General features: G+C 58.9%; 15 protein-coding genes. 12 read left to right on the top strand and 3 right to left on the bottom strand.

What is annotated here, in order from left to right; all coding sequences use genetic code 11:
- Positions 1-19: 19 nt before the first annotated feature.
- Positions 20-373 (bottom strand): DsrE/DsrF/TusD sulfur relay family protein, encoded by a 354-nt coding sequence (locus tag SK58_RS11735; RefSeq protein ID WP_017384253.1) that lies wholly within the window; start codon positions 371-373, stop codon positions 20-22.
- 73 nt (positions 374-446) lie between these two features.
- Between SK58_RS11735 and nasR the strand changes: the two genes are divergently transcribed.
- The 7 genes from nasR (at position 447) to SK58_RS11770 (ending at position 12,839) form a co-directional block, all read left to right on the top strand.
- Entirely contained in the window at positions 447-1,619 is a 1,173-nt protein-coding gene (gene nasR / locus SK58_RS11740; protein ID WP_003856683.1) for a nitrate regulatory protein NasR, read from the top strand.
- 227 nt (positions 1,620-1,846) lie between these two features.
- Entirely contained in the window at positions 1,847-3,094 is a 1,248-nt protein-coding gene (locus SK58_RS11745) for a CmpA/NrtA family ABC transporter substrate-binding protein (RefSeq protein WP_048219922.1), read from the top strand.
- Positions 3,095-3,096: 2 nt separating this feature from the next.
- Positions 3,097-3,975, top strand: coding sequence for a nitrate ABC transporter permease (gene ntrB, locus SK58_RS11750; RefSeq protein WP_017384249.1), 879 nt, complete (start codon positions 3,097-3,099; stop codon positions 3,973-3,975).
- Between the two features lie 9 nt (positions 3,976-3,984).
- On the top strand, positions 3,985-4,773 hold the full coding sequence (locus SK58_RS11755) for an ABC transporter ATP-binding protein (RefSeq protein ID WP_015570359.1): 789 nt from the start codon (positions 3,985-3,987) through the stop codon (positions 4,771-4,773).
- A 12-nt stretch (positions 4,774-4,785) separates the two neighbouring features.
- The gene (gene nirB, locus SK58_RS11760) at positions 4,786-8,772 is read left to right on the top strand and encodes a nitrite reductase large subunit NirB (RefSeq protein WP_075262146.1); all 3,987 of its coding nucleotides are present in this window, start codon (positions 4,786-4,788) and stop codon (positions 8,770-8,772) included.
- A complete protein-coding gene (locus SK58_RS11765) occupies positions 8,769-11,246 on the top strand; it encodes a nitrate reductase (protein WP_048219925.1) in 2,478 nt (825 codons plus the stop codon). The genes nirB and SK58_RS11765 overlap by 4 nt, the downstream gene beginning before the upstream one ends.
- A gap of 174 nt (positions 11,247-11,420) precedes the next feature.
- On the top strand, positions 11,421-12,839 hold the full coding sequence (locus tag SK58_RS11770; protein ID WP_048219926.1) for a YchO/YchP family invasin: 1,419 nt from the start codon (positions 11,421-11,423) through the stop codon (positions 12,837-12,839).
- Between the two features lies 1 nt (position 12,840).
- Here SK58_RS11770 and narL read toward each other — a convergent pair whose 3' ends face one another.
- A complete protein-coding gene (gene narL / locus SK58_RS11775; RefSeq protein ID WP_003856701.1) occupies positions 12,841-13,491 on the bottom strand; it encodes a two-component system response regulator NarL in 651 nt (216 codons plus the stop codon).
- Positions 13,484-15,280: a nitrate/nitrite two-component system sensor histidine kinase NarX gene (gene narX, locus SK58_RS11780; RefSeq protein WP_048219928.1), complete on the bottom strand. Its 1,797-nt coding sequence runs from the start codon at positions 15,278-15,280 to the stop codon at positions 13,484-13,486. The genes narL and narX overlap by 8 nt, the downstream gene beginning before the upstream one ends.
- A 309-nt stretch (positions 15,281-15,589) precedes the next feature.
- Here narX and SK58_RS11785 point away from each other — a divergent pair, with 309 nt between their 5' ends.
- The 5 genes from SK58_RS11785 to narI all read left to right on the top strand — a co-directional run bounded on the left by SK58_RS11785 (position 15,590) and on the right by narI (position 24,028).
- The gene (locus SK58_RS11785; RefSeq protein ID WP_017693303.1) at positions 15,590-16,987 is read left to right on the top strand and encodes a NarK family nitrate/nitrite MFS transporter; all 1,398 of its coding nucleotides are present in this window, start codon (positions 15,590-15,592) and stop codon (positions 16,985-16,987) included.
- A gap of 381 nt (positions 16,988-17,368) precedes the next feature.
- On the top strand, positions 17,369-21,112 hold the full coding sequence (locus SK58_RS11790; RefSeq protein ID WP_017384244.1) for a nitrate reductase subunit alpha: 3,744 nt from the start codon (positions 17,369-17,371) through the stop codon (positions 21,110-21,112).
- Complete coding sequence (narH, locus tag SK58_RS11795) at positions 21,109-22,644, top strand: nitrate reductase subunit beta (RefSeq protein WP_015570363.1); 1,536 nt, start codon at positions 21,109-21,111, stop codon at positions 22,642-22,644. Before SK58_RS11790 ends, narH begins: the two co-directional genes overlap by 4 nt.
- Complete coding sequence (narJ, locus tag SK58_RS11800) at positions 22,641-23,351, top strand: nitrate reductase molybdenum cofactor assembly chaperone (RefSeq protein ID WP_017384242.1); 711 nt, start codon at positions 22,641-22,643, stop codon at positions 23,349-23,351. Before narH ends, narJ begins: the two co-directional genes overlap by 4 nt.
- Positions 23,351-24,028 carry a respiratory nitrate reductase subunit gamma gene (gene narI / locus SK58_RS11805; protein ID WP_015570365.1) on the top strand — a complete coding sequence of 226 codons (678 nt, stop codon included), beginning with the start codon at positions 23,351-23,353 and terminating at the stop codon, positions 24,026-24,028. Before narJ ends, narI begins: the two co-directional genes overlap by 1 nt.
- The last annotated feature ends 207 nt before the right edge of the window (positions 24,029-24,235 follow it).

Here is a 24,235-nt window from a genome sequence, read left to right on the forward strand (position 1 = left end):
TATTTTTAGCGGGTTATTATTAAAAAGTTAATACTTTATCGGCGGAAAGCGTCCATTCAGCCAGCTCGACCAGCGTGCCAATTTCCACGCCATCAATCAGCGGCAGCCCGGTAATGCCGCGCCCGTCGGTGCAGGTTTTGCACAGTTTGACCGCAACGTTTTGCGCGGTCAGGATCTCCAGCATTTGTTGAATGTTGTAGCCCTCTGCGGGTTTCTGCCCCTTCAGCCCGGCCGTGACGGCATCGGACATCAAAAAGAGGCGCAGCTCCAGCTCACTCTCCTTATCGCGCAGCGCGATTGCCAGGCGCAGGCTGTTAAAAAGGGATTCACTGCCGTAGGCCGCACCGTTGGCGACGATCACAATCTTCTGCATGTTGACTCCTGTTCTTTGAAAAGGCACGAATATTGCTTCTCGTACCGAAGAATACGTATCGGGGAGAGAAACGATGACGATAGTGGCTGGCAGTTCCCCTGGCGCAACCGAATGGTTCCAGCGTGCGAGAATGTTGCGCGAGGAACAGCTCGGCAGACTGGCGCAGCTGGGCGCACTGGTGAACGGCATCAGTCGACTGGTGCATATGCTACAGTGCGAGCGCGGTGCGTCAAATGTCTGGCTCTGCTCGCAGGGCAAATTGTACGCGCCTGAATGCAAGGCCAGCAGGGCCCTGGTGGATGAAAACCTCGCCGCATTGCACCTTCAGTTTAACGAACCGCTGCCGGGCAGCGCCCTGTGCGAACGTATTGCCAGCGCACTGCACGGCCTTGAGACGCTAACGGCGCTGCGTGATGGCGTTACAGGTCAATGCGTCACCGCGCCGCAGGCGATGGAACATTACAGCCGCATACTGCGTCATTTGCTCAGTATCGTACCCCAACTCAGCGACAGTATTGACGATCCGCACATCGCGGGCCGATTTGTGGCCCTTTACAGCCTGATGCAGGGCAAAGAACTTGTGGGACAAGAGCGGGCGCTGGGGGCTATTGGTTTCACCCAGGGATTCTTTGACGATGAAACCCGCCAGCGGCTGGTGGATCGCATTGATGGCCAGCAGGCCTGCTTTGAGGTTTTTATCTCCCATTGCACTCCAGACGTGCAGGAGTCATTTACCCTCAACTGCCTGCCGGGTCTGGAGACTGAAAAACTCAGGCGTGAAGCGTGCACCCGCCAGCCTCCGGCAGATAACGGCGATACCGCCCTCAAATGGTTTGCCCTGCAAACCGCGCGCCTTGAGCACCTGCGCACGCTGGAGGAGGTGGCAATTGCCGATCTAATGACGGCAGTTGAGGAGCGCCGCTATAGCGAAAACCTGCACGCAGACGATGAACACGACGATATCCTGGCGCGATTTCCGGATAAACCGCTGCTGCCGCTGGTGCGCCAGCAGGCGCGTGAAATTGAGCAACTCTCCCGTCAGCTTGCTTCCCTGCGCGACACGCTGGAGGAGCGTAAGACCATCGACAAAGCCAAAAGCGTGCTGATGACGCACCAGAACATGAGCGAGGAGCAGGCGTGGACCGCCCTGCGCAAAATGGCGATGGATAAAAACCAACGCATGGTAGATATCGCCCGTGCGCTGCTTACGGTGAAAAATCTGTGGAAGATACCCCCTGGGGAGTAGTTGCACAGTCAGTGGGCAATTTATGCCTGATTGAGGTGCGTAATACAGCGCTCTTCTTGCAGAAACCCCGTAACGCCGGGGATGAAAAGCTGGCATTACCTTTGCATTAACAGATTAACCATTTTCGACGATGCGCCAACGGCGGTGCATGCGTCTTCAGGATAAAGGCGTCCAGCGGTGCTTCAGCACCGTCGGGCGCTTTTTTTTGCCTTTTTTCAGGAGCAATTATGGCGGATTTGTCGAGACGGCGGTTATTGCAGGCCAGCATGCTGGCGAGTGGTGCGATGCTGTTGCCGGGTGTCATGCAGGCCGCATGGGCGGCGGGGTCAGATAAGCCGGAGCAGGATACCGTGCGTATCGGGTTTATCCCCCTGACCGACTGCGCGCCCGTGGTTATCGCGGCCCTGAAGGGGTTCGATAAAAAACACGGCATTACTATTGTGCCGACCAAAGAGGCGAGCTGGGCGGCGGTGCGCGACAAGCTGGTGGCGGGCGAACTGGACGCCGCGCACATTCTTTACGGCCTGCTGTACGGTCTGGAGCTGGGTATCGCGGGCAAGCCGCAGCAGATGGCGAACCTGATGACCCTCAACCAGAACGGTCAGGCCATTACGCTCTCCAGCGATCTGGCGAAGAAGGGCGTTCGTGACCTCGACGGGCTGAAAAAGCTGATTGCGCAGCAGGCGCCGGGAACCTACACCTTCGCGCATACCTTCCCGACGGGAACGCACGCCATGTGGCTCTACTACTGGCTGGCCAGCGCGGGGATTAACCCGTTTGACGACGTGCGCACCGTGGTGGTGCCGCCGCCGCAGATGGTGATGAACATGCGCATTGGCAACATGGTCGGGTTTTGCGTCGGCGAGCCGTGGAACGCGCGGGCGATTAACGACCGCATCGGATTTACCGCCGCCACGTCGCAGTCCATCTGGGCCGATCACCCGGAAAAAATCCTCGGCACCCGACGCGACTGGGTGGCGAAAAATCCGCACACCGCACGGGCGCTGGTGAGCGCCGTGATGGAAGCCGCGCGCTGGATCGAGGCGTCAGCGGAAAACAAACGCGAAACCGCGCAGATCCTCTCGCGCCGCGCCTGGCTCAACTGCAAGGAACAGTATCTCACCGGACGTATGCTTGGCGAGTACGACAACGGGGTCGGTCAGCGCTGGCAGGATGCGCACCCGATCCGTTTCTTCAACGAGGGTGCCGTGAGCTACCCGTATCTCTCAGACGGGATGTGGTTCTTAACCCAGTTCCGCCGCTGGGGCTTGCTCAACGCCGCGCCGGATTACGCGGGCATTGCACAGCGCATTAACCAGACCGCGGTCTGGCAGGATGCCGCGACCGCCGTGGGCGGCATGTCCACACCGTCATCACCATATCGCAGCAGCACCCTGATGGACGGCACCGTCTGGAACGGCACCGATCCGGAAGGGTACGCCAACCGCTTCGCCATTCACCGTAAAGGGGCCTGAGTATGCAGCATCTGCAAAATACAAAACCACAAGAGACGTCAGAGAGCGGGGAAGTGATTGTCCTGCCTCCGCTACAGGTTCGCCGTCGTGCGCCAGCGTTTACGCGTCGGATGAATGATTTTTTACAGCGCGTCATCCCGGCGCTGCTCGGTCTCGGCCTGCTGGTGGTGCTCTGGCAGCTGGCAGCGATAAACAGTAAAGGCTTTCCGACGCCGCTCAGCACGCTCGATTCGGCCATGACCCTGTTTGCCGATCCGTTTTATCGCGACGGGCCAAACGATATGGGCATTGGCTGGAACGTGCTGGCGTCGTTGCAGCGCGTCGCCATCGGCTTCGGTCTGGCAGCGATGGCGGGCATTCCGCTGGGCTTTTTGATTGGCCGCTTCACCTTTTTCTCGCGCATGTTCAACCCGCTGATCGCGCTCCTGCGTCCGGTCAGCCCGCTGGCCTGGCTGCCTATCGGCCTGCTGCTGTTCCAGAAAGCGGAGCCTGCATCGAGCTGGACCATTTTTATCTGCTCTATCTGGCCGATGGTGATCAACACCGCTGAAGGGGTACGCCGTATTCCGCAGGACTACCTCAACGTGGCCCGGGTGTTGCAACTCTCAGAGTGGACCATCATGCGCCGCATTCTTTTCCCCGCCGTGCTGCCTGCGGTGCTGACCGGGGTACGTCTTTCCATTGGCATTGCCTGGCTGGTGATTGTCGCCGCCGAGATGCTCACCGGAGGTTTAGGCATTGGCTTCTGGATCTGGAATGAGTGGAACAACCTCAACGTCGAAAACATTCTCATCGCCATCGTCATCATTGGCGTGGTCGGGTTGCTGCTGGAGCAGGGGCTGATGCTGATCGCCCGTCGCTTTAGCTGGCAGGAAAAATAAGGAGTGAACATGAAACCGTTAATTCAGGTCCAGGCCGTGAGCCAGCGTTTTTCCACCGCCAGCGGCGAGTTTCTGGCGCTGCAAAACGTCTCTTTTGATATCCACGAGGGCGAAACCGTCAGCCTGATTGGTCACTCCGGCTGCGGCAAATCGACGCTGCTGAATCTCATCGCCGGGATCACGCTGCCGACAGAAGGCGGGCTGATTTGTGACAACCGCGAAATCGCCGGGCCGGGGCCAGAGCGTGCGGTGGTGTTCCAGAACCATTCGCTGCTGCCGTGGCTGACCTGCTTCGACAACGTGGCGCTGGCGGTGGATCAGGTTTTCCGTCACACCATGAGTAAGGCCGAGCGCAAAGCGTGGATTGAGCACAACCTCGACCGGGTGCAGATGGGCCACGCGCTGCATAAGCGCCCCGGGGAGATCTCCGGCGGTATGAAGCAGCGCGTCGGGATTGCCCGGGCGCTGGCAATGAAGCCGAAAGTGCTGCTGATGGATGAGCCGTTTGGCGCGCTCGATGCGCTGACGCGCGCCCATCTTCAGGATTCGGTGATGCAGATCCAGCAGGCGCTGAACACCACCATCGTGCTCATCACCCACGATGTGGACGAGGCGGTACTGCTCTCTGACCGCGTACTGATGATGACCAACGGCCCGGCGGCCACCGTGGGTGAGATCCTGCGCGTCGATCTGCCGCGCCCGCGCAACAGGGTGCAGCTGGCGGATGACAGCCGCTATCACCACATGCGCCAGCAGATCCTCCATTTCCTCTACGAAAAACAGCCGAAAGCGGCGTAATGAGGGGGCACGATGCGACTGGTCATTATCGGTAATGGTATGGCGGCAACCCGGCTGATTGCGTCGCTCACCGGGCGTGTTCCCGGTCGTTTCGCTATCACCGTCATCGGTGACGAGCCTGAGCAGGCGTACAACCGCATCCAGCTTTCACCGGTGCTGGGTGGCGAAAAGCAGGCGGAGCACATCTGTCTGCACGATGAAGACTGGTACACGGCACGAGGCGTGACGGTGCTGCGAGGAGAAAAGGCGCTCGCAGTAGACGTCAACGCGCGTGAAGTGCATACCTCTGCTCGCACGCTGGGCTGGGATGCGCTGGTGTTTGCCACCGGGTCTACCCCTGTAGTGCCGCCGATCCCCGGCGGCGATGCACCGCATGTGTTCACCTTTCGCACCCTGGCAGAGACCCGCGCCATCCAGAATATCTCCGGGCCGGCGGTAGTGCTGGGCGGCGGCGTACTCGGCGTGGAGGCAGCGGCAGCGCTGGCGCGAAACGGTGACAACGTCACGCTTATCCATCGCGGCACGTGGCTGATGGAACAGCAGCTGGATCAGCAGGCGGGACTGCTGCTTGACGAGGCGCTGGCGAAGCGGGGCGTACGCTGTGAACTCGCCTCCGGCATCACGGCCATCACTGACGATGCCGTGACGTTGCTCGGCGGACGCCGCATCGCCGCCACGCGCGTGGTGCTGGCCACGGGCGTGCAGCCCAACGTCGCGCTGGCAAAAGCCAGCGGCATTCGCTGCGCGCGCGGCATCGTGGTGGATCAGCAGATGCAAACCTCCGTGCCGGATATCTACGCCATCGGCGAGTGCTGCGAAATTGACGGCCAGACGTTTGGCCTGGTGGCCCCCTGTCTGGCGCAGGCGGATATTCTTGCCGCGCGGCTGGCCGGGGAGGTCACCGCGCCGTTTACCCTGACCGACAACGGCGTGTGCCTTAAGGTAACCGGCGTGGAGCTGTTCAGCCTCGGACGCGCGACGGCGCAGGCGGACGATGTGGTCTGGAGTTCATGGGACCCGCTGACCCGTCACTATCGACGTTTACTGATCCATCAGGGGGCGCTGGCTGGCGTGCTGCTGCTGGGTGACTGCCGCAGCGCGGCAACCTTTACCGATTTACTGGCAACGGCTGCGCCCGCCCACGCGGACTGGCTGTTCGATCGTTTCACAACGCAACCGCAGGTTGCAGGACAGAACGCTATGACAAAACCTACTCTGGTGGTGGTTGGGCACGGTATGGTCGGCCATCATTTCCTCGAAGACTGCGTTAACCGCAATTTGCATCAGCAATATCAGATTATTGTTTTTGGCGAAGAGCGCTATGCGGCCTATGACCGCGTGCATCTGTCGGAATATTTTGGCGGACGCAGCGCGGACTCGCTCTCGCTGGTGGCGGGGGAGTTCTTTGCCGATAACGGCATTGAGCTGCGCCTCTCGCAGCAGATCGTCGCTATCGATCGTGATGCACACGTAGTGCGTACCGCCAGTGGCCATGAGACTCACTGGGACAAGCTGGTGCTGGCGACCGGCTCGTACCCGTTCGTACCACCCGTTCCGGGCAACGATCTGCCGGGTTGTTTTGTCTACCGCACCCTCGACGATCTGGACAACATTGCGGCCCATGCGGCAGGCTCTCGCCGCGGCGTGGTAATTGGCGGCGGCCTGCTGGGGCTGGAGGCTGCGAATGCGCTTAAGCAGCTCGGGCTGGAAACCCACGTGGTGGAGTTTGCGCCTAACCTGATGGCGGTGCAGCTCGACAGCGACGGCGCGGCAATGCTGCGTAAGAAAATTGAGGCGCTGAGCGTAGGGGTACACACCAGTAAATCGACGACGGAGATTGCCACCGCAGACGACGGGCTGGTGCTGCGCTTTGCCGATGGTGAACAGCTGGAAACGGACATGGTGGTCTTCTCTGCCGGTATTCGGCCGCAGGACGCGCTGGCGCGCAGCAGCGGGCTGGCTGTCGGCGAGCGCGGCGGGATCTGCATTGACGACGGCTGCCGGACCTCGGATCCGGATGTGCTTGCCATCGGTGAATGCGCGCTGTGGGAGGGGAAAATCTTTGGCCTGGTGGCACCGGGCTACCAGATGGCGCGCGTGGCCGCCGCTGTGCTGGCGGGTGAGGAGAAGCGCTTCACCGGCGCGGATATGAGTACCAAACTCAAGTTGCTGGGCGTGGATGTGGCGTCGTTTGGCGATGCCCACGGGCGCACGCCGGGCGCGCTGAGCTACCAGTGGACGCACGGGCCGCAGCAAATCTACAAAAAGATTGTGGTCAGCCACGACAGCAAAACCCTGCTGGGTGGCGTGCTGGTGGGCGATGCCAGCGAATACGCCACGCTGGTGCAGATGATGCTCAACGGCATCAGCCTGCCAAAAGAACCGGAAACGCTGATCTTACCCGTATCGTCAGGCAGCGCGCCGAAAGCGCTGGGCGTGGCGGCGCTGCCGGAAAGCGCGCAGATCTGTTCGTGTCATAACGTCAGCAAAGGGGATATCTGCCAGGCGGTAAGCGCGGGTGCGACGGATATCGGCGCCGTTAAGCAGTGCACCAAAGCGGCGACCGGCTGCGGAGGCTGTAGCGCGCTGGTGAAGCAGGTGATGGAGTTCCAGCTTGCAGAGCAGGGCGTGGAGGTGAAAAAGGATATCTGCGAACACTTCCCGTACTCGCGTCAGGAGATTTATCACCTGGTGCGCGTCAACCATATCCGCACCTTCGACCAGCTTATCAGCCGCTACGGTCAGGGACACGGGTGCGAGATCTGTAAGCCGCTGGTGGGATCGGTATTGGCTTCCTGCTGGAACGAGTATCTGCTGAAACCGGCGCATCTGCCGTTGCAGGACACCAACGACCGCTATTTCGCCAACATCCAGAAGGACGGGACCTATTCCATCGTGCCGCGCATGCCCGCCGGGGAAGTGACGGCTGATGGGCTGATCGCCATCGGCCAGATCGCGAAACGCTATAGCCTTTACAGCAAAATTACCGGCGGGCAGCGTATTGACCTGTTTGGCGCCACGCTAGAACAGTTGCCGGAAATCTGGCAGGCGCTGGTGGAGGCCGGGTTTGAGACCGGACATGCTTACGGGAAATCCCTGCGCACGGTGAAATCCTGCGTCGGGTCGACCTGGTGCCGCTACGGCGTGCAGGATTCCACCGGCCTCGCGGTCAGGCTGGAGCACCGCTACAAGGGGCTGCGCGCGCCGCACAAAATCAAAATGGCGGTCTCCGGCTGTACCCGTGAGTGCGCAGAGGCGCAGAGCAAAGACGTAGGGGTGATTGCCACGGACAAAGGCTGGAACCTCTATCTGTGCGGCAACGGCGGGATGAAGCCGCGCCACGCGGATCTCTTCGCCAGCGATCTGGACGACGAAACGCTGATCCGCACCGTTGACCGTTTCCTGATGTTCTACATTCGCACGGCAGATCGTCTGCAACGCACCAGTACCTGGATGGATAACCTGGAAGGCGGCCTCGACTATCTGCGCGAGGTGATCCTCAACGACAGCCTGGGGATCGCCCTTGAGCTGGAGCAGGAGATGGCCCGGGTGGTGGAGACCTACCAGTGCGAATGGCAAACCACCCTTAACGATCCTGACCGCCTGGCGCTGTTCCGCACCGCGGTGAACGTCCCCGCCGCGGAGGAGAACAAGCGCTGGCAGGAAATTTGTAATATCGACGAGATCCCGGAGCAGGCGGGCATTGGCGCGCATCTTGGGCGCAAACCGATTGCGTTGTTCCGCTTTGGCAAAACCGTTTATGCCCTCGACGATCGGGAGCCGGGCAGCCGCGCGAACGTGCTTTCACGCGGCATCCTCGGCGATGCGGCGGGGGAACCGGTGGTGATCTCGCCGCTCTACAAGCAACGTATTCGTCTGCGCGACGGGTGTCAGGCTGAGAGCGGGGCGCCTGCGGTGCGTGCCTGGCCGGTAAAAATCGAAAACGGCAAGGTGTGGGTTGGAAATGAAGAGCTGGTGATGCGCGCGGAGGCCTCATGACGGAAACCCGGACAACGTGCCCTTACTGCGGGGTGGGCTGCGGCGTGGTCGCCAGCGCAGACGGTGAAAAGGTGAGCATTCGGGGGGATGAAACTCATCCGGCGAATTTCGGTCGTCTGTGCGTAAAAGGATCTGCCCTTGGGGAAACCACGGGGCTACAGGGACGACTGCTGCGCCCGGTTGTCGATGGCCGGGAGGTGGCATGGCCGCAGGCGCTGGGCGAAGCGGGCGAGCGGCTGCGGAACATCATCAACGAATGGGGGCCGCAGGCGGTGGCGTTTTATGCCTCCGGCCAGCTGTTGACCGAGGATTACTATGCCGCCAACAAGCTGATGAAAGGCTTTATCGGGGCGGCGAACATTGATACCAACTCGCGGCTGTGCATGTCATCGGCGGTGGTGGGCTACAAACGCGCCTTCGGTGAAGACGTGGTGCCGTGCAGCTACGAGGACGTGGAAAACAGCGATCTGGTGGTACTCGTTGGCTCGAACGCGGCCTGGACGCATCCGGTGCTGTATCAGCGGCTGGTGCAGGCAAAACACAACAATCCGCAGATGAAAGTGGTCGTGATCGATCCGCGTAAAACCGCCACCTGCGATATCGCCGATCTCCACCTCGCGCTCAGACCCGGCAGTGACGCCGGGCTGTTTGTGGGGTTGCTCAATCTGATTCAGGGGCGCGGCGAGTGGCCGATCCCTCGCGTGGCGGCGTTTTGCGATCTGCCTTCAGACGAGATTGGCACCTTCTACGACTGGTTTGTCACCGCGCCACGCGCGATCACGCTCTACACCATGGGGATCAACCAGTCCTCCAGCGGCAGCGACAAGTGCAACGCCATCATTAACGTGCATCTTGCCAGCGGAAAGTTCAACCGCCCTGGCTGCGGCCCGTTTTCGCTGACCGGACAGCCAAATGCCATGGGCGGGCGGGAAGTGGGGGGACTGGCGAACCAGCTGGCGGCGCACATGAACTTCGAGCCGGACGATCTCTCGCGCGTGGCGCGTTTCTGGGGAACGGAACGGCTGGCGCAGACCCCGGGCCTGATGGCGGTGGAACTGTTTGACGCCATTGCCCGCGGCGAGGTGAAGGCGGTGTGGATCATGGGCACCAACCCTGCCGTGTCACTTCCCGACAGCCACGCGGTGTGCCAGGCGCTGGCGGCCTGCCCGCTGGTCATGGTATCTGAGGTGATGCAGGAGACGGACACCAGCCGGTTTGCCCATATCCGTTTTCCCGCCCTGGGCTGGGGCGAGAAAAACGGCACGGTGACCAATTCAGAACGCCGTATCTCCCGCCAGCGCGCCTTTCTGCCTGCGCCGGGCGAGGCCAGACCGGACTGGTGGATCATCGCCCGGATCGCAGACCAGCTCGGTTATGGCGATGCCTTCGCCTGGGAACACCCTCAGGAGATATTTTGTGAACATGCGGCGCTAACGGCGTTTGAAAATAACGGCGAACGGGCGCTAAACCTGCGCGAACTGGCGTCGCTGTCGCGAGAGGCGTGGGACGAGCTGGCGCCGTATCAGTGGCATGCCGGTGATTTCCCGCAAAGAACGCTTGTTCCGGTTGACCCCTCCCCGCATGGGGCAGGCGTCGACGAATTGTACCCCTTGATACTGAATACCGGGCGGATCCGCGATCAGTGGCACACCATGACGCGCACGGGGTATGTTCCGCGTCTGATGCAGCATATCGATGAGCCTTTTGTTGAGATGAACGCAACCGATGCGGCGCGCGCCGGGCTGACTGACGGCCAGCTGGCGCGGGTAAGCTCCCCGCGCGGAGTGATGGTTGCCAGAGTACGTATCTCCACCGCGCAGCGTGCAGGCGAGCTGTTTGCGCCGATGCACTGGAACGCGCAATTTGCCAGGCAGGGTAAGGTCAATGCGCTGGTGGAAGGGCGGGTTGATGCCGGGTCCGGCCAGCCGGAGAGTAAACAAACCGCGGTGAGGATCATGCCCTGGCTACCCGCCTGGCAGGGTGAACTGTATGCCCGCGAGCTGCCAGCGCTACCGCCGTCGGTCTGCTGGTGGCGTAAAGCCTCACGTCTGACGGTGGCGGGGGAGCAGCCGTTGCTGTCGTGGATCATGGCGTACGCCAGCGGTCGGGGCTGGCAGTTACAGGTGGCACAGACGGGAGAACGCAGCAGCGTGCTCGCCTGGCATCACGGTGAGCTGATGCTGGGCTACTGGGAGGGCCATACGCTGCCGGCGCTGGCGCATGCGTTTATTGAAGAAGCCTTTGCTGCTGCGCCCGTCCAACTTGCTGAACGCCATGCGCTGCTGCACGGGCAACGGCCGGACGAAGATGCCGATCCCGGGCGAATTATCTGTAGCTGCTTCAGCGTGGGTGAAAATACGATACGTAAGGCAATAGCCGGAGGCTGTGATTCTGCCCCAGCGCTGGGCGTGAAGCTGCGCTGCGGCACGAACTGTGGTTCCTGCGTGCCGGAGCTGAAAGCGCTGTTGGGATAATAGTGAAAGGGCGTCGGGTGGCGGCTTCGCACCGGTACGAATTTGTAGGTCGGGTAAGGCGAAGCCGCCACCCGACAAATCTTTTCAGGATATTCCTGAAATTTCTCTTAAGACTGGTTTTCAGGGCTTATGGCGTTAACATAATAAGTGTTTGTTCATAAACACAGGTTCTGATTGACGACGTTGAAGGCTGTATCGTCCCGCATCCGTTTTTTGCTGTTACTCCCCCTTTTTACGGCTGGAGCCGTTCATGGTGCGCCGAAATCCTTCGTGCAGCAGGCGCAAAATCCGTTTGATAACAACGGCGATAGTCTGCCGGATCTCGGCATGGCGCAACCGACCAGCGAAGGCGAAAAGCATCTGGCTGAAATGGCTAAGGCCTTCGGTGAAGCCAGTATGACCGATAACGGCCTGACGGCCGGGCAGCAGGCGCGACAGTTCGCGTTTGGCAAGGTGCGGGATGCCGTGAGCGGGGAAGTCAACGAGCAGATTGAATCCTGGCTTTCACCCTGGGGAAACGCCAACGTCAATGTGCTGGTGGATGACGACGGCAACTTTAACGGCAGCAGCGGAAGCTGGTTTATCCCCTGGAACGACAATACCCGCTATCTGAGCTGGAGCCAGCTTGGGTTGACGCAGCAGACAGACGGGCTGGTGAGTAACGTCGGGGCAGGTCAGCGCTGGGTTGCCGGAAACTGGCTGCTGGGCTACAACACTTTTTACGACAACCTGCTGGAAGACAACCTGCAACGTGCCGGGCTGGGCGCAGAGGCGTGGGGTGAAAACCTGCGCCTGTCGGCCAATTACTACCAGCCGTTCGCTGGCTGGCAGCCGCGTTCCGACATCCGCGAGCAGCGCATGGCGCGCGGATACGACGTAACGGCCAAAGCCTGGCTTCCCTGGTTTCACCACCTGAACACCAGCGTCAGCTTTGAACAGTATTTTGGCGATAACGTCGATCTGTTTAACAGCGGTACGGGGTATCACAACCCGGTTGCGGTCAACCTGGGGCTGAACTATACCCCCGTACCGCTGGTCACCCTGACGGCTGCCCATAAGCAGGGGGAGAGCGGCGTTAGCCAGAATAACCTCGGGCTGAAGCTCAACTATCGTTTTGGCGTGCCGCTGGCGAAACAGCTTTCCGCCGGGGAAGTGGCGGCGACGCGCTCGCTGCGGGGCAGCCGCTATGATTCACCCGATCGCGATAATCTGCCCGTGATGGAATTCCGTCAGCGCAAAACCCTCTCGGTATATCTGGCCACGCCGCCGTGGGATCTTAAGCCAGGCGAAACGGTGATGCTGAAGCTGCAAATTCGCAGCACGCACGGTATCCGGCAGATCCACTGGCTGGGTGATACCCAGGCGCTCAGCCTGACCTCACCGGTAAACGGCAACAGCAGCGATGGCTGGAGTGTGATCATGCCTGCATGGGATGATTCGGAAGGGGCGAAAAATACATGGCGGCTTACGGCCGTGGTGGAAGATAAGGATGGGCAGCGTGTCTCCTCCAATGAGATCACGCTTTCCGTGGTGCAACCGCTCGTCGCAATGCCTGCCGACGATCCACGGTGGAAGTTGCTGCCGGATGAGTAAGTTAAAAAATGCGCTCCTGATGCACCCAGACGGCGGCTTCGACGCGGGATTTTAACTTCATTTTTTTCAGCATGTGTTTGACATGCACTTTGACCGTGCTCTCGGTGATGTCCAGACGGCGGGCGATCATTTTGTTCGGCAGCCCCTGGGCAATCAGCTTCAGAATGTCACGCTCGCGCGGGGTCAACTGGCTGACGTCACGATCAGACGTGGCGCGGTTCGCACGCAGGCTGGCGGCCAGTACCGGCGTTAACGCTTCACTCAGCACCATCTCGCCTGCGGCAGCCTGTTGCAGCGCCTTAAGCAGATCTTCCGGCTCCATATCTTTCAGCAGATAGCCGTCTGCCCCTCGCTTGAGGGCGGTGACCACGTCTTCTTCATGGTTTGAGACACTGAAGACCACCACCCGGCCAGAGAGGGATTTCTCCCGCAGCTTGTCGAGGGTTTCCAGGCCATTCATGCCCGGCATGTTGAGATCGAGCAAGATCAAATCAGGATCGAGCGATTCGGCAAGTTCAATACCCTGTTCGCCGTTACTGGCTTCCCCGACGACGGTGATATCTGGCGCCATGCTGACAAGCTGTTTAACGCCAGTGCGCAGCATCGGATGATCGTCAATCAACAGGATAGATGCCGGTTCCTGATTAGTCATGGTTTTCTCCTTGAGCAGTTATGAGGGGCTTTTCGGGTATAAAGGTGACCACAACTTCGGTGCCACCTGACTCTCCCCGGCGAACCTGGCAATCACCGCGCAGGCTTTGCGCGCGGTCTCGCATAATAATTAAACCATAGTGGTTCGTTCGTTCGGCATTTTCCGGCACGCCGCGGCCGTTATCCTGAACCCTGAGCTTCACCTGATTATCCTGGCAGCTGACGGTGACCGTGACGGCCGTCGCCTCGGCATGCTTGAGCACGTTGCTCAGGGCTTCGCGGGCAATTTGCAGCAAGTGGATCGCCTGGTGAGAGGGGACAAAACGCGGTGGCAGCTGGTAATCCAGCTTCACCGGGAAGCCCAGCCGGGCGCTAAACTCCTGACAGCTGGATTCCAGCGCAGGGCGCAGCCCCGGCTCTGTGAGCTGCAAACGGAAGGTGGTCAGCAGCTCGCGAAGCTGAATCCACGAGGTGTTAAGCTCGTTGCGGATCTGGCTGAGCAGCTGTTTGCTGCTCTCGGGCATGCCTTCATCCTGCATTTGCAGGCAGCTCACCTGCATCTTCATGCAGGAGAGGGACTGGGCGATGGAGTCGTGAAGCTCGCGGGCGATGGTGGCACGCTCCTCCATCACGATCAGCTGCTGCTGTTTCTCCTGGTGGCGGTCGAGCGCCAGCGTGGCCGTAAGCTGCTCAACAAGCGTATCGACCAGCTGCTGCTGGTCGTGGCTCAGGTGACGTCCGGCGGGCAGGGTGGCCAGCAAAATACCGTACTGGGTATGGCTGTCCATCAGCCGCCACTTGAGGGTCGTGCCGCTGGTGGTAAGTGGCGGCAAGCCGCGCGGGCACAGATGACACCCTTTATCGTCGCAGGAGATGTCCGACTGACAGGTAAATTCCTGATGGTTTTCCTCATCTTCAACGTCGTAAACCCGAAGCTCAAGATCGCGGAGCAGAGTCAGATTTTGCAGGCCGTTCAGTACCGGCGAGAGACGTTCGCAAAGCGGGACCTGCATATGCAGGCGACGGTTCGCCTGCCAGAGGAAAGAGAGGATCTCGTTTTTCTGCTCAAGCCCGGCGGTTTTCTCCTGGACGCGTTGTTCCAGTACCGCGTAGCTTTCTGATAGCTCTGCCGACATGGTGTTGAGCGCCTCGCCTAGCATCGCCATTTCGTTGCGCCCGCTGATGTGCGTGCGCTGTGTAAAATCGCGCTGTGTGACGGCGCGGGCCATCGCCAGGAGCTGTTTCCAGGGGTTAAGCAACCGCGCGCGCAGCCAGATAACCGTGAAAATCAGCAGCAAACCCATAAACAGCGCCATTGCGCGGTGAACCATCACCACACGGTCAATGCGTAACTCTGTGGTGCGATCGAATGAGGAGACAAGATGATCGATGCGTGACACAAACCCGGCGACGTCCCGGGCGACCGTTTCCCGGTCTTCCGCCCGCTTTAACCCAGGCTCCAGCTGGGTATGCCAGTAGCCCTGAAGCGCCTTAAGCTGAGATTTCTGACCGTCACGGATGGCGGCTCTTTCCAGTTCAGGGCTGAATGCGGTACGCTCCATTTCGTCGATAAGCGGTTGGTCAGCCTGCGTCAGCGGCACCGACGCCAGCAGCCGGTAACTCTGCATACGTAGCGAGCCTGCCTCGTTGATGGCATGCGCGTTACCCTGTACACCCTGTACCAGCCAGCCAGAAATAGCCATGCCGGTCACACCGATAGCGGTGGACAGCAGAACAATAAGCGCCAGCTGGTTAACCAGCGTCAGCGGAGATAAACATCTTTTTAACATAGAGTTGCCGGGCTCCTGACGTGACCTGATTGCAGGAATGGCGCTATTCTGGTGCATACCCTGGAGTATACCCATACCAATAAAGGATTACCTCTAAATTGCCAGAGGGGTAACGGTTAGTGGGTGGACGAAGCAGGGATGCGTCAGCACCGTGAAAAACCACACCTTTTTTACGTTTTGCATCTACTCATTAAGTGTGATGGCTTTTTTTTCGCCGCAAAACCTCCCACTTTTCCTTTGATTTATATCAACTTACCGCCGCTCTAAAGCCCTAATGTTTGCAGCATCATTCGAGAATCAGAGGTGTCTATGAGTCACTCTTCCGCTCCCGAAAGGGAAACTGGTGCCGTTATTACAGACTGGCGTCCAGAGGATCCGGCGTTCTGGCAACAGCGCGGCCACCGTGTAGCAAGTCGTAATCTGTGGATTTCCGTTCCATGTCTGTTACTGGCGTTTTGCGTCTGGATGTTGTTTAGTGCGGTTGCGGTTAACCTGCCAAAAGTGGGCTTTACCTTTACCACCGATCAGCTGTTTATGTTGACCGCGTTGCCGTCGCTTTCAGGCGCACTGCTGCGCGTTCCTTACGCGTTTATGGTGCCGGTCTTTGGTGGTCGTCGCTGGACGGCTTTCAGTACCGGGATCATGATCGTACCGTGCGTGTGGCTCGGTTTTGCGGTGCAGGATACCTCCACACCGTTTAGCGTATTCGTGATTATCTCTCTGCTGTGCGGTTTTGCGGGGGCGAACTTTGCGTCCAGTATGGCAAACATCAGCTTCTTCTTCCCGAAAGCGAAGCAGGGTGGTGCGCTGGGCATTAACGGCGGCCTCGGTAATATGGGCGTGAGCGTGATGCAGCTGATTGCCCCGCTGGCGATCTCTGTCTCCATCTTTGCGGCCTTTGGCGGCGGCGGTGTGACGCAGCCCGACGGTTCCGTGCTGTTCCTGCAAAACGCCTCCTGGATTTGGGTACCGTTCCTGGTGGTCTTTACCCTGGCGGCGTGGTTCTTCATGAACGATCTGTCCGCGTCCAAAGCGTCACTGAGCGAGCAGCTGCCTGTGCTGAAGCGTGGCCACCTGTGGGTGATGGCGCTGCTGTATCTGGCGACCTTCGGCTCGTTCATCGGTTTCTCCGCAGGCTTTGCCATGCTGTCTAAAACCCAGTTCCCGGACGTGCAGATCCTTCAGTTTGCCTTCTTCGGTCCGTTTATCGGCGCGCTGGCACGTTCGCTGGGCGGGATGATCTCCGACCGTCTGGGGGGAACGCGCGTTACGCTGGTGAACTTTGTTGTGATGGCCATCTTCTGTGCGCTGCTGTTCCTGACGCTGCCTGCGGGTGGTGAGGGGGGTAACTTCTTTGCCTTCTTCGGCGTATTCATGGTGCTGTTCCTGACCGCCGGGCTGGGCAGTGCGTCTACTTTCCAGATGATCTCTGTCATCTTCCGCAAGCTGACCATGGACCGCGTCAAAGCGCAGGGTGGGAGCGACGAGCAGGCAATGCGTGAAGCCGCCACCGATACCGCTGCGGCGCTTGGGTTTATCTCTGCGATTGGCGCGATTGGCGGCTTCTTTATTCCAAAAGCGTTCGGTATCTCACTGGATCTGACGGGCTCTCCGGCGGGTGCGATGAAAATATTCCTCGTCTTCTATATCGCCTGCGTGGTCATCACCTGGCTGGTATATGGCCGTAATACCAAGAAAAACAAGTAAGCTTGATTATCCGTTTGCGCGGCCTGAGTGCCGCGCTTTTTTTAATCGCTAAATAGTTACAACATACTAATAGCTTTTCCTGTGGTCATACGCAGGTAACGCTGTGATCGCCATCGCTTTACAGGTGTTTCTACCCCTTAATACCTAAGATGTTAAATTTTGCCTCGCTTATTGTACGATAAATAAAATATATCCATATAAATCATAAAGTTAAAAAATATTAACGACTACCGCTTTGGTGGTATTTGATCTAATACCCCCCCTCAGAGTCCCCCTTCGTCTTGATCGTTATCAATTCTCACCATCTTTCATAGCGTTACCTTCGCTGCAAATCAGCAATGTCGATTTAGAGAGCCACAGGCTCCACACAGGAGATACCCGATGAGCAAATTTTTGGACCGGTTTCGCTACTTCAAACAGAAGGGTGAAACTTTTGCCGATGGGCACGGCCAGGTTCTGGATACCAACCGGGACTGGGAAGACGGTTACCGTCAACGCTGGCAGCATGACAAAGTTGTCCGTTCTACCCACGGCGTAAACTGCACTGGCTCATGTAGCTGGAAGATTTTCGTTAAAAACGGTCTGGTGACCTGGGAAATGCAGCAGACCGATTATCCGCGTACCCGTCCGGATATGCCGAACCACGAGCCGCGCGGCTGCCCGCGTGGGGCCAGCTACTCCTGGTATCTCTACAGCGCCAACCGTCTGAAATACCCGCTGATGCGTAAACGCCTGATGAAAATGTGGCGTGAAGCGAAAGTGCAGCACAGCGATCCGGTTGATGCCTGGGCCTCCATTATTGAAGATGCCGACAAAGCGAAAAGCTTCAAACAGGCGCGTGGTCGCGGTGGTTTCGTTCGTTCTTCCTGGAAAGAGGTGAACGAGCTGATTGCGGCTTCTAACGTCTACACCGTGAAAACCTACGGTCCTGACCGTGTGGCAGGCTTCTCGCCAATCCCGGCGATGTCGATGGTCTCTTACGCCTCCGGCGCGCGCTACCTGTCACTCATCGGCGGTACCTGCCTGAGCTTCTACGACTGGTACTGCGACCTGCCGCCAGCGTCGCCTCAGACCTGGGGCGAGCAGACCGACGTGCCGGAGTCCGCTGACTGGTACAACTCCAGCTATATCATCGCCTGGGGCTCTAACGTTCCGCAGACCCGTACCCCGGATGCGCACTTCTTTACCGAAGTACGTTACAAAGGGACCAAAACCGTCGCCGTGACCCCGGACTACGCCGAAATCGCCAAACTGTGCGACCTGTGGCTGGCGCCGAAACAGGGTACCGATGCCGCAATGGCGCTGGCGATGGGCCACGTCATGCTGCGTGAATTCCACCTCGACAAGCCAAGCCAGTATTTCACCGATTACGTGCGTCGCTATACCGACATGCCAATGCTGGTGATGCTCGAAGAGCGTGACGGCTATTACGCCGCAGGCCGTATGCTGCGTGCCGCGGATCTGGTGGATGCGCTGGGTCAGGAAAACAACCCGGAGTGGAAAACGGTCGCCTGCAACAGCAACGGCGAGCTGGTGGCGCCAAACGGTTCTATCGGCTTCCGCTGGGGCGAAAAAGGCAAATGGAACCTGGAGCAGCGTAACGGCACCACGGGTGAAGAGACGGAGCTGCGTCTCAGCATGCTGGGCAGCCAGGATGAGATCGCCGATGTCGGCTTCCCGTACTTTGGTGGTGAAGGTTCCGAGCACTTCAACAAGGTTGAGTTGCAAAACGTTCTGATGCACAAGCTGCCGGTGAAGCGCCTGCAACTGGCGGACGGTTCTACTGCTCTGGTCACTACCGTCTACGATCTGACCATGGCGAACTACGGCCTGGAGCGCGGCCTGAACGACGAAAACTGCGCGACCAGCTATGATGACGTGAAGGCTTATACCCCAGCCTGGGCGGAGCAGATCACCGGTGTGCCACGCGCCCAGATCACCCGTATCGCCCGCGAATTTGCGGAAAACGCCGACAAAACCCACGGTCGCTCCATGATCATCGTCGGTGCCGGTCTGAACCACTGGTATCACCTCGATATGAACTATCGCGGCCTGATCAACATGCTGATCTTCTGCGGCTGCGTCGGGCAGAGCGGCGGCGGCTGGGCGCACTACGTGGGCCAGGAAAAACTGCGTCCGCAGACCGGCTGGCAACCGCTGGCGTTTGCCCTTGACTGGCAGCGTCCGGCTCGTCACATGAACAGCACCTCCTACTTCTATAACCACTCCAGCCAGTGGCGCTACGAGACGGTTACCGCCCAGGAACTGCTGTCGCCGATGGCGGATAAATCCCGCTACAGCGGCCACCTGATTGACTTCAACGTGCGCGCTGAGCGTATGGGCTGGCTGCCGTCTGCGCCGCAGCTGGGTACGAACCCGCTGCGTATTGCGGAAGCGGCGAAGAAAGCGGACATGTCACCGGTGGACTACACCGTTAAATCCCTCAAAGACGGCTCAATCCGCTTCGCGGCAGAACAGCCGGAGAACGGTAAAAACCATCCGCGTAACCTGTTCATCTGGCGCTCTAACCTGCTGGGTTCTTCCGGTAAAGGCCACGAGTACATGCTGAAATACCTGCTCGGTACCGAAAACGGTATTCAGGGTAAAGATCTCGGCAAGCAGGGCGGCGTAAAGCCGGAAGAGGTGGAGTGGAAAGACAACGGTCTCGACGGCAAGCTGGATCTGGTGGTAACGCTGGACTTCCGTCTGTCCAGTACCTGCCTGTACTCCGACATCGTGCTGCCTACTGCCACCTGGTACGAAAAAGACGATATGAATACGTCGGATATGCATCCGTTTATTCATCCGCTGTCTGCGGCCGTTGACCCGGCATGGGAATCAAAAAGCGACTGGGAAATCTACAAAGACATCGCGAAGAAATTCTCTGAAGTCTGTGTAGGGCACCTGGGCAAAGAGACCGACGTGGTGACGCTGCCAATCCAGCACGACTCCGCTGCCGAACTGGCGCAGCCGCTGGACGTGAAGGACTGGAAAAAAGGCGAGTGCGACCTGATCCCGGGCGTGACCGCGCCGCACATTATTCCGGTTGAACGCGATTACCCGGCAACCTACGAGCGCTTTACCTCTATCGGCCCGCTGATGGAGAAGATCGGTAACGGCGGTAAAGGCATCGCCTGGAACACCCAGAGCGAAATGGACCTGCTGCGCAAGCTCAATTACACCAAAGCAGACGGCCCGGCGAAAGGCCAGCCGATGCTGAACACGGCAATTGATGCGGCAGAGATGATCCTGACCCTGGCCCCGGAAACCAACGGCCACGTGGCGGTGAAAGCGTGGGCGGCCCTGAGCGAGTTTACCGGTCGTGACCACACGCACCTGGCGAAGAATAAAGAGGAAGAGAAAATCCGCTTCCGCGATATTCAGGCCCAGCCGCGCAAGATTATCTCCAGCCCGACCTGGTCTGGCCTCGAAGATGAACATGTGTCCTATAACGCCGGATACACCAACGTTCACGAGCTGATCCCATGGCGCACGCTTTCTGGCCGTCAGTCTCTGTATCAGGATCACCAGTGGATGCGTGACTTCGGTGAAAGCCTGCTGGTTTACCGTCCGCCAATCGACACCCGCTCCGTGAAAGCGGTGATGGGCGCGAAATCGAACGGTAACCCTGAGAAGGCGCTGAACTTCCTGACGCCGCACCAGAAGTGGGGTATCCACTCCACCTACAGCGACAACCTGCTGATGCTGACGCTGTCGCGCGGGGGGCCAATCGTCTGGATGAGCGAAGCGGACGCCAAAGATCTGGGTATCGAAGATAACGACTGGATCGAAGTGTTCAACAGCAACGGCGCCCTGACGGCACGTGCGGTGGTGAGCCAGCGTGTACCGGCCGGGATGACCATGATGTACCACGCGCAGGAACGTATCGTTAACCTGCCGGGGTCTGAGATCACCGAGCAGCGCGGCGGTATTCACAACTCCGTGACCCGTATTACGCCGAAGCCGACCCACATGATCGGTGGTTATGCCCAGCTGGCCTACGGCTTTAACTACTACGGCACCGTAGGATCGAACCGCGATGAGTTCGTGGTGGTACGTAAGATGAAGAATATTAACTGGTTAGATGGCGAAGGTAATGACCAGGTACAGGAGAGCGTAAAATGAAAATTCGTTCACAAGTCGGCATGGTGCTGAATCTGGATAAATGCATCGGCTGTCATACCTGCTCAGTCACCTGTAAAAACGTCTGGACCAGCCGTGAAGGTATGGAGTACGCCTGGTTCAACAACGTGGAAAGTAAGCCGGGCACCGGCTTCCCGACCGACTGGGAAAACCAGGAGAAGTGGAAGGGCGGCTGGATCCGTAAAATCAACGGCAAACTGCAACCGCGCATGGGTAACCGTGCCATGTTGCTGGGAAAAATCTTCGCTAACCCGCATCTGCCGGGCATTGATGATTACTACGAGCCGTTTGATTACGACTACCAGAATCTGCACAACGCGCCGGAAAGCAAACACCAGCCGATCGCCCGTCCTCGCTCGCTGATCACCGGCCAGCGCATGGACAAAATTACCAGCGGTCCAAACTGGGAAGAGATTCTGGGCGGCGAGTTTGAAAAACGCGCCAAAGACCAGAACTTCGAGAACATGCAGAAGGCGATGTACGGCCAGTTCGAAAACACCTTCATGATGTACCTGCCGCGCCTGTGCGAACACTGCCTTAACCCGGCGTGTGTGGCGACCTGCCCAAGCGGCGCCATCTACAAGCGTGAAGAAGATGGCATTGTGCTGATCGACCAGGACAAGTGCCGCGGCTGGCGTATGTGCATCACCGGCTGCCCGTACAAAAAAATCTACTTCAACTGGAAGAGCGGTAAGTCTGAGAAGTGCATCTTCTGCTACCCGCGTATCGAAGCCGGTATGCCGACCGTCTGCTCAGAGAGCTGCGTAGGTCGTATCCGCTACCTCGGCGTGCTGCTGTACGACGCGGACGCGATTGAAAATGTCGCAAGCACCGAGAACGAGAAAGATCTGTATCAGCGTCAGCTGGACGTCTTCCTCGATCCAAACGATCCAAAGGTTATTGAGCAGGCGCTGAAAGACGGTATTCCGCAGAGCGTGATTGATGCCGCACAGCAGTCTCCGGTGTACAAAATGGCGATGGACTGGAAGCTGGCCCTGCCGCTGCACCCGGAATACCGCACGCTGCCGATGGTCTGGTACGTGCCGCCGCTGTCTCCGATTCAGTCTGCGGCGGACGCGGGTGAACTGGGCAGCAACGGCATTCTGCCGGACGTGGAAAGCCTGCGTATCCCGGTTCAGTATCTGGCCAACCTGCTCACCGCAGGGGATACCCAGCCGGTACTGCTCGCGCTGAAACGTATGCTGGCGATGCGTCACTTCAAACGTGCCGAAACCGTTGACGGCGTTAACGATACCCGCGCGCTGGAGGAGGTTGGTCTGACCGAAGCGCAGGCGCAGGAGATGTACCGCTATCTGGCAATCGCTAACTACGAAGATCGTTTCGTGGTGCCGAGCAGCCACCGTGAACTGGCTCGCGAGGCCTTCCCGGAGAAAAGTGGGTGTGGCTTTACCTTTGGCGACGGTTGCCACGGGTCAGACAGCAAATTCAACCTGTTCAACAGCCGCCGCATTGACGCGATGGATGTGACCAGCAAAACGGAGCCGCACCAATGATTGAACTCGTCATTGTTTCGCGTCTGCTCGAGTACCCTGATGCTGCGCTTGTGCAGCATCAACAGGAACTCTTTGATGCACTCGCGTCATCTGAAAACCTGGATAAAGAGGATGCCCAGAAGCTGGGCGTTTTCCTCCGCGATCTGCTGGCACGCGATCTTCTTGATGCGCAGGCGGACTACAGCCAGCTGTTTGACCGGGGCCGTGCCACGTCTCTGCTGCTGTTCGAACACGTTCACGGTGAATCCCGCGACCGTGGTCAGGCGATGGTGGATCTGATGGGCCAGTACGAGCAGCACGGTTTGCAACTCGACAGCCGCGAGCTGCCGGATCACCTGCCGCTGTATCTGGAATATCTGGCGCAGTTGCCGAAAGAGGAAGCGCTGGGCGGGTTGCAGGACATTGCTCCCATTCTGGCGTTGCTCGGCGCGCGTCTCCAGCAACGTGAGAGCAGCTATGCAGTCCTGTTCGATCTGCTGGTGAAACTGGCTAACGCCTCGGTTGACAGTCAAAAAGTGGCGGAAAAAATTGCGGATGAAGCCCGTGACGATACCCCACAAGCACTGGATGCCGTCTGGGAAGAAGAGCAGGTGAAATTCTTTGCTGACCAGAGCTGTGGCGAATCTGAAATCTCCGCGCATCAGCGTCGTTTTGCCGGAGCGGTGGCTCCGCAATATTTGAATATCTCTAACGGAGGACAGCACTAATGCACTTCCTGAATATGTTCTTCTTTGACATTTACCCGTATATCGCGGGCACCGTATTCCTGGTGGGAAGCTGGCTGCGTTATGACTATGGCCAGTACACCTGGCGTGCTGCCTCCAGCCAGATGCTGGATCGTAAAGGGATGAACCTGGCGTCAAACCTGTTCCACATCGGGATTTTGGGAATTTTCGCCGGCCACTTCCTGGGGATGCTGACCCCGCACTGGATGTACGAAGCGTGGCTGCCGATTGAAGTGAAGCAGAAGATGGCGATGATTGCCGGCGGCGCCTGTGGCGTGATGACCCTGGTGGGTGGTCTGCTGCTGCTGAAACGACGTCTGTTCAGCCCACGCGTGCGGGCTACCACGACCGGAGCGGACATCCTGATCCTCTCCCTGCTGATGGTGCAGTGTGCGCTTGGTCTGCTGACCATTCCATTCTCTGCGCAGCATATGGACGGCAGCGAGATGATGAAGCTGGTTGGATGGGCACAGTCTGTCGTGACCTTCCGCGGGGGCGCTTCTGAGCATCTGGACGGCGTGGCGTTTATCTTCCGCGTTCACCTGGTGCTGGGTATGACCCTGTTTGTGCTGTTCCCGTTCTCTCGCCTGGTGCACATCTGGAGTGCGCCGGTGGAGTACCTGACGCGCAAATATCAGGTTGTGCGTGCTCGTCGCTGATTCGCTGTATTAATACAACCCCGCATTTGCGGGGTTTTTTTTGTCCCCGATCCAGGGGGGCGTGCGGATGCCGGGTGGCGGCTGCGCCTTACCCGGCCTACAGACCCTATTCGTAGCCCCGGTAAGCGAAGCGCCACCGGGGAAAACAGGCAGGGAAGGATTACTCCCGGCATCGAGAAATATGGAGCATTGTGCTTGAGTGAGTGC

This window comes from Enterobacter sp. BIDMC93, assembly GCF_001037805.1.
Classification (GTDB): domain Bacteria; phylum Pseudomonadota; class Gammaproteobacteria; order Enterobacterales; family Enterobacteriaceae; genus Enterobacter; species Enterobacter hormaechei_C.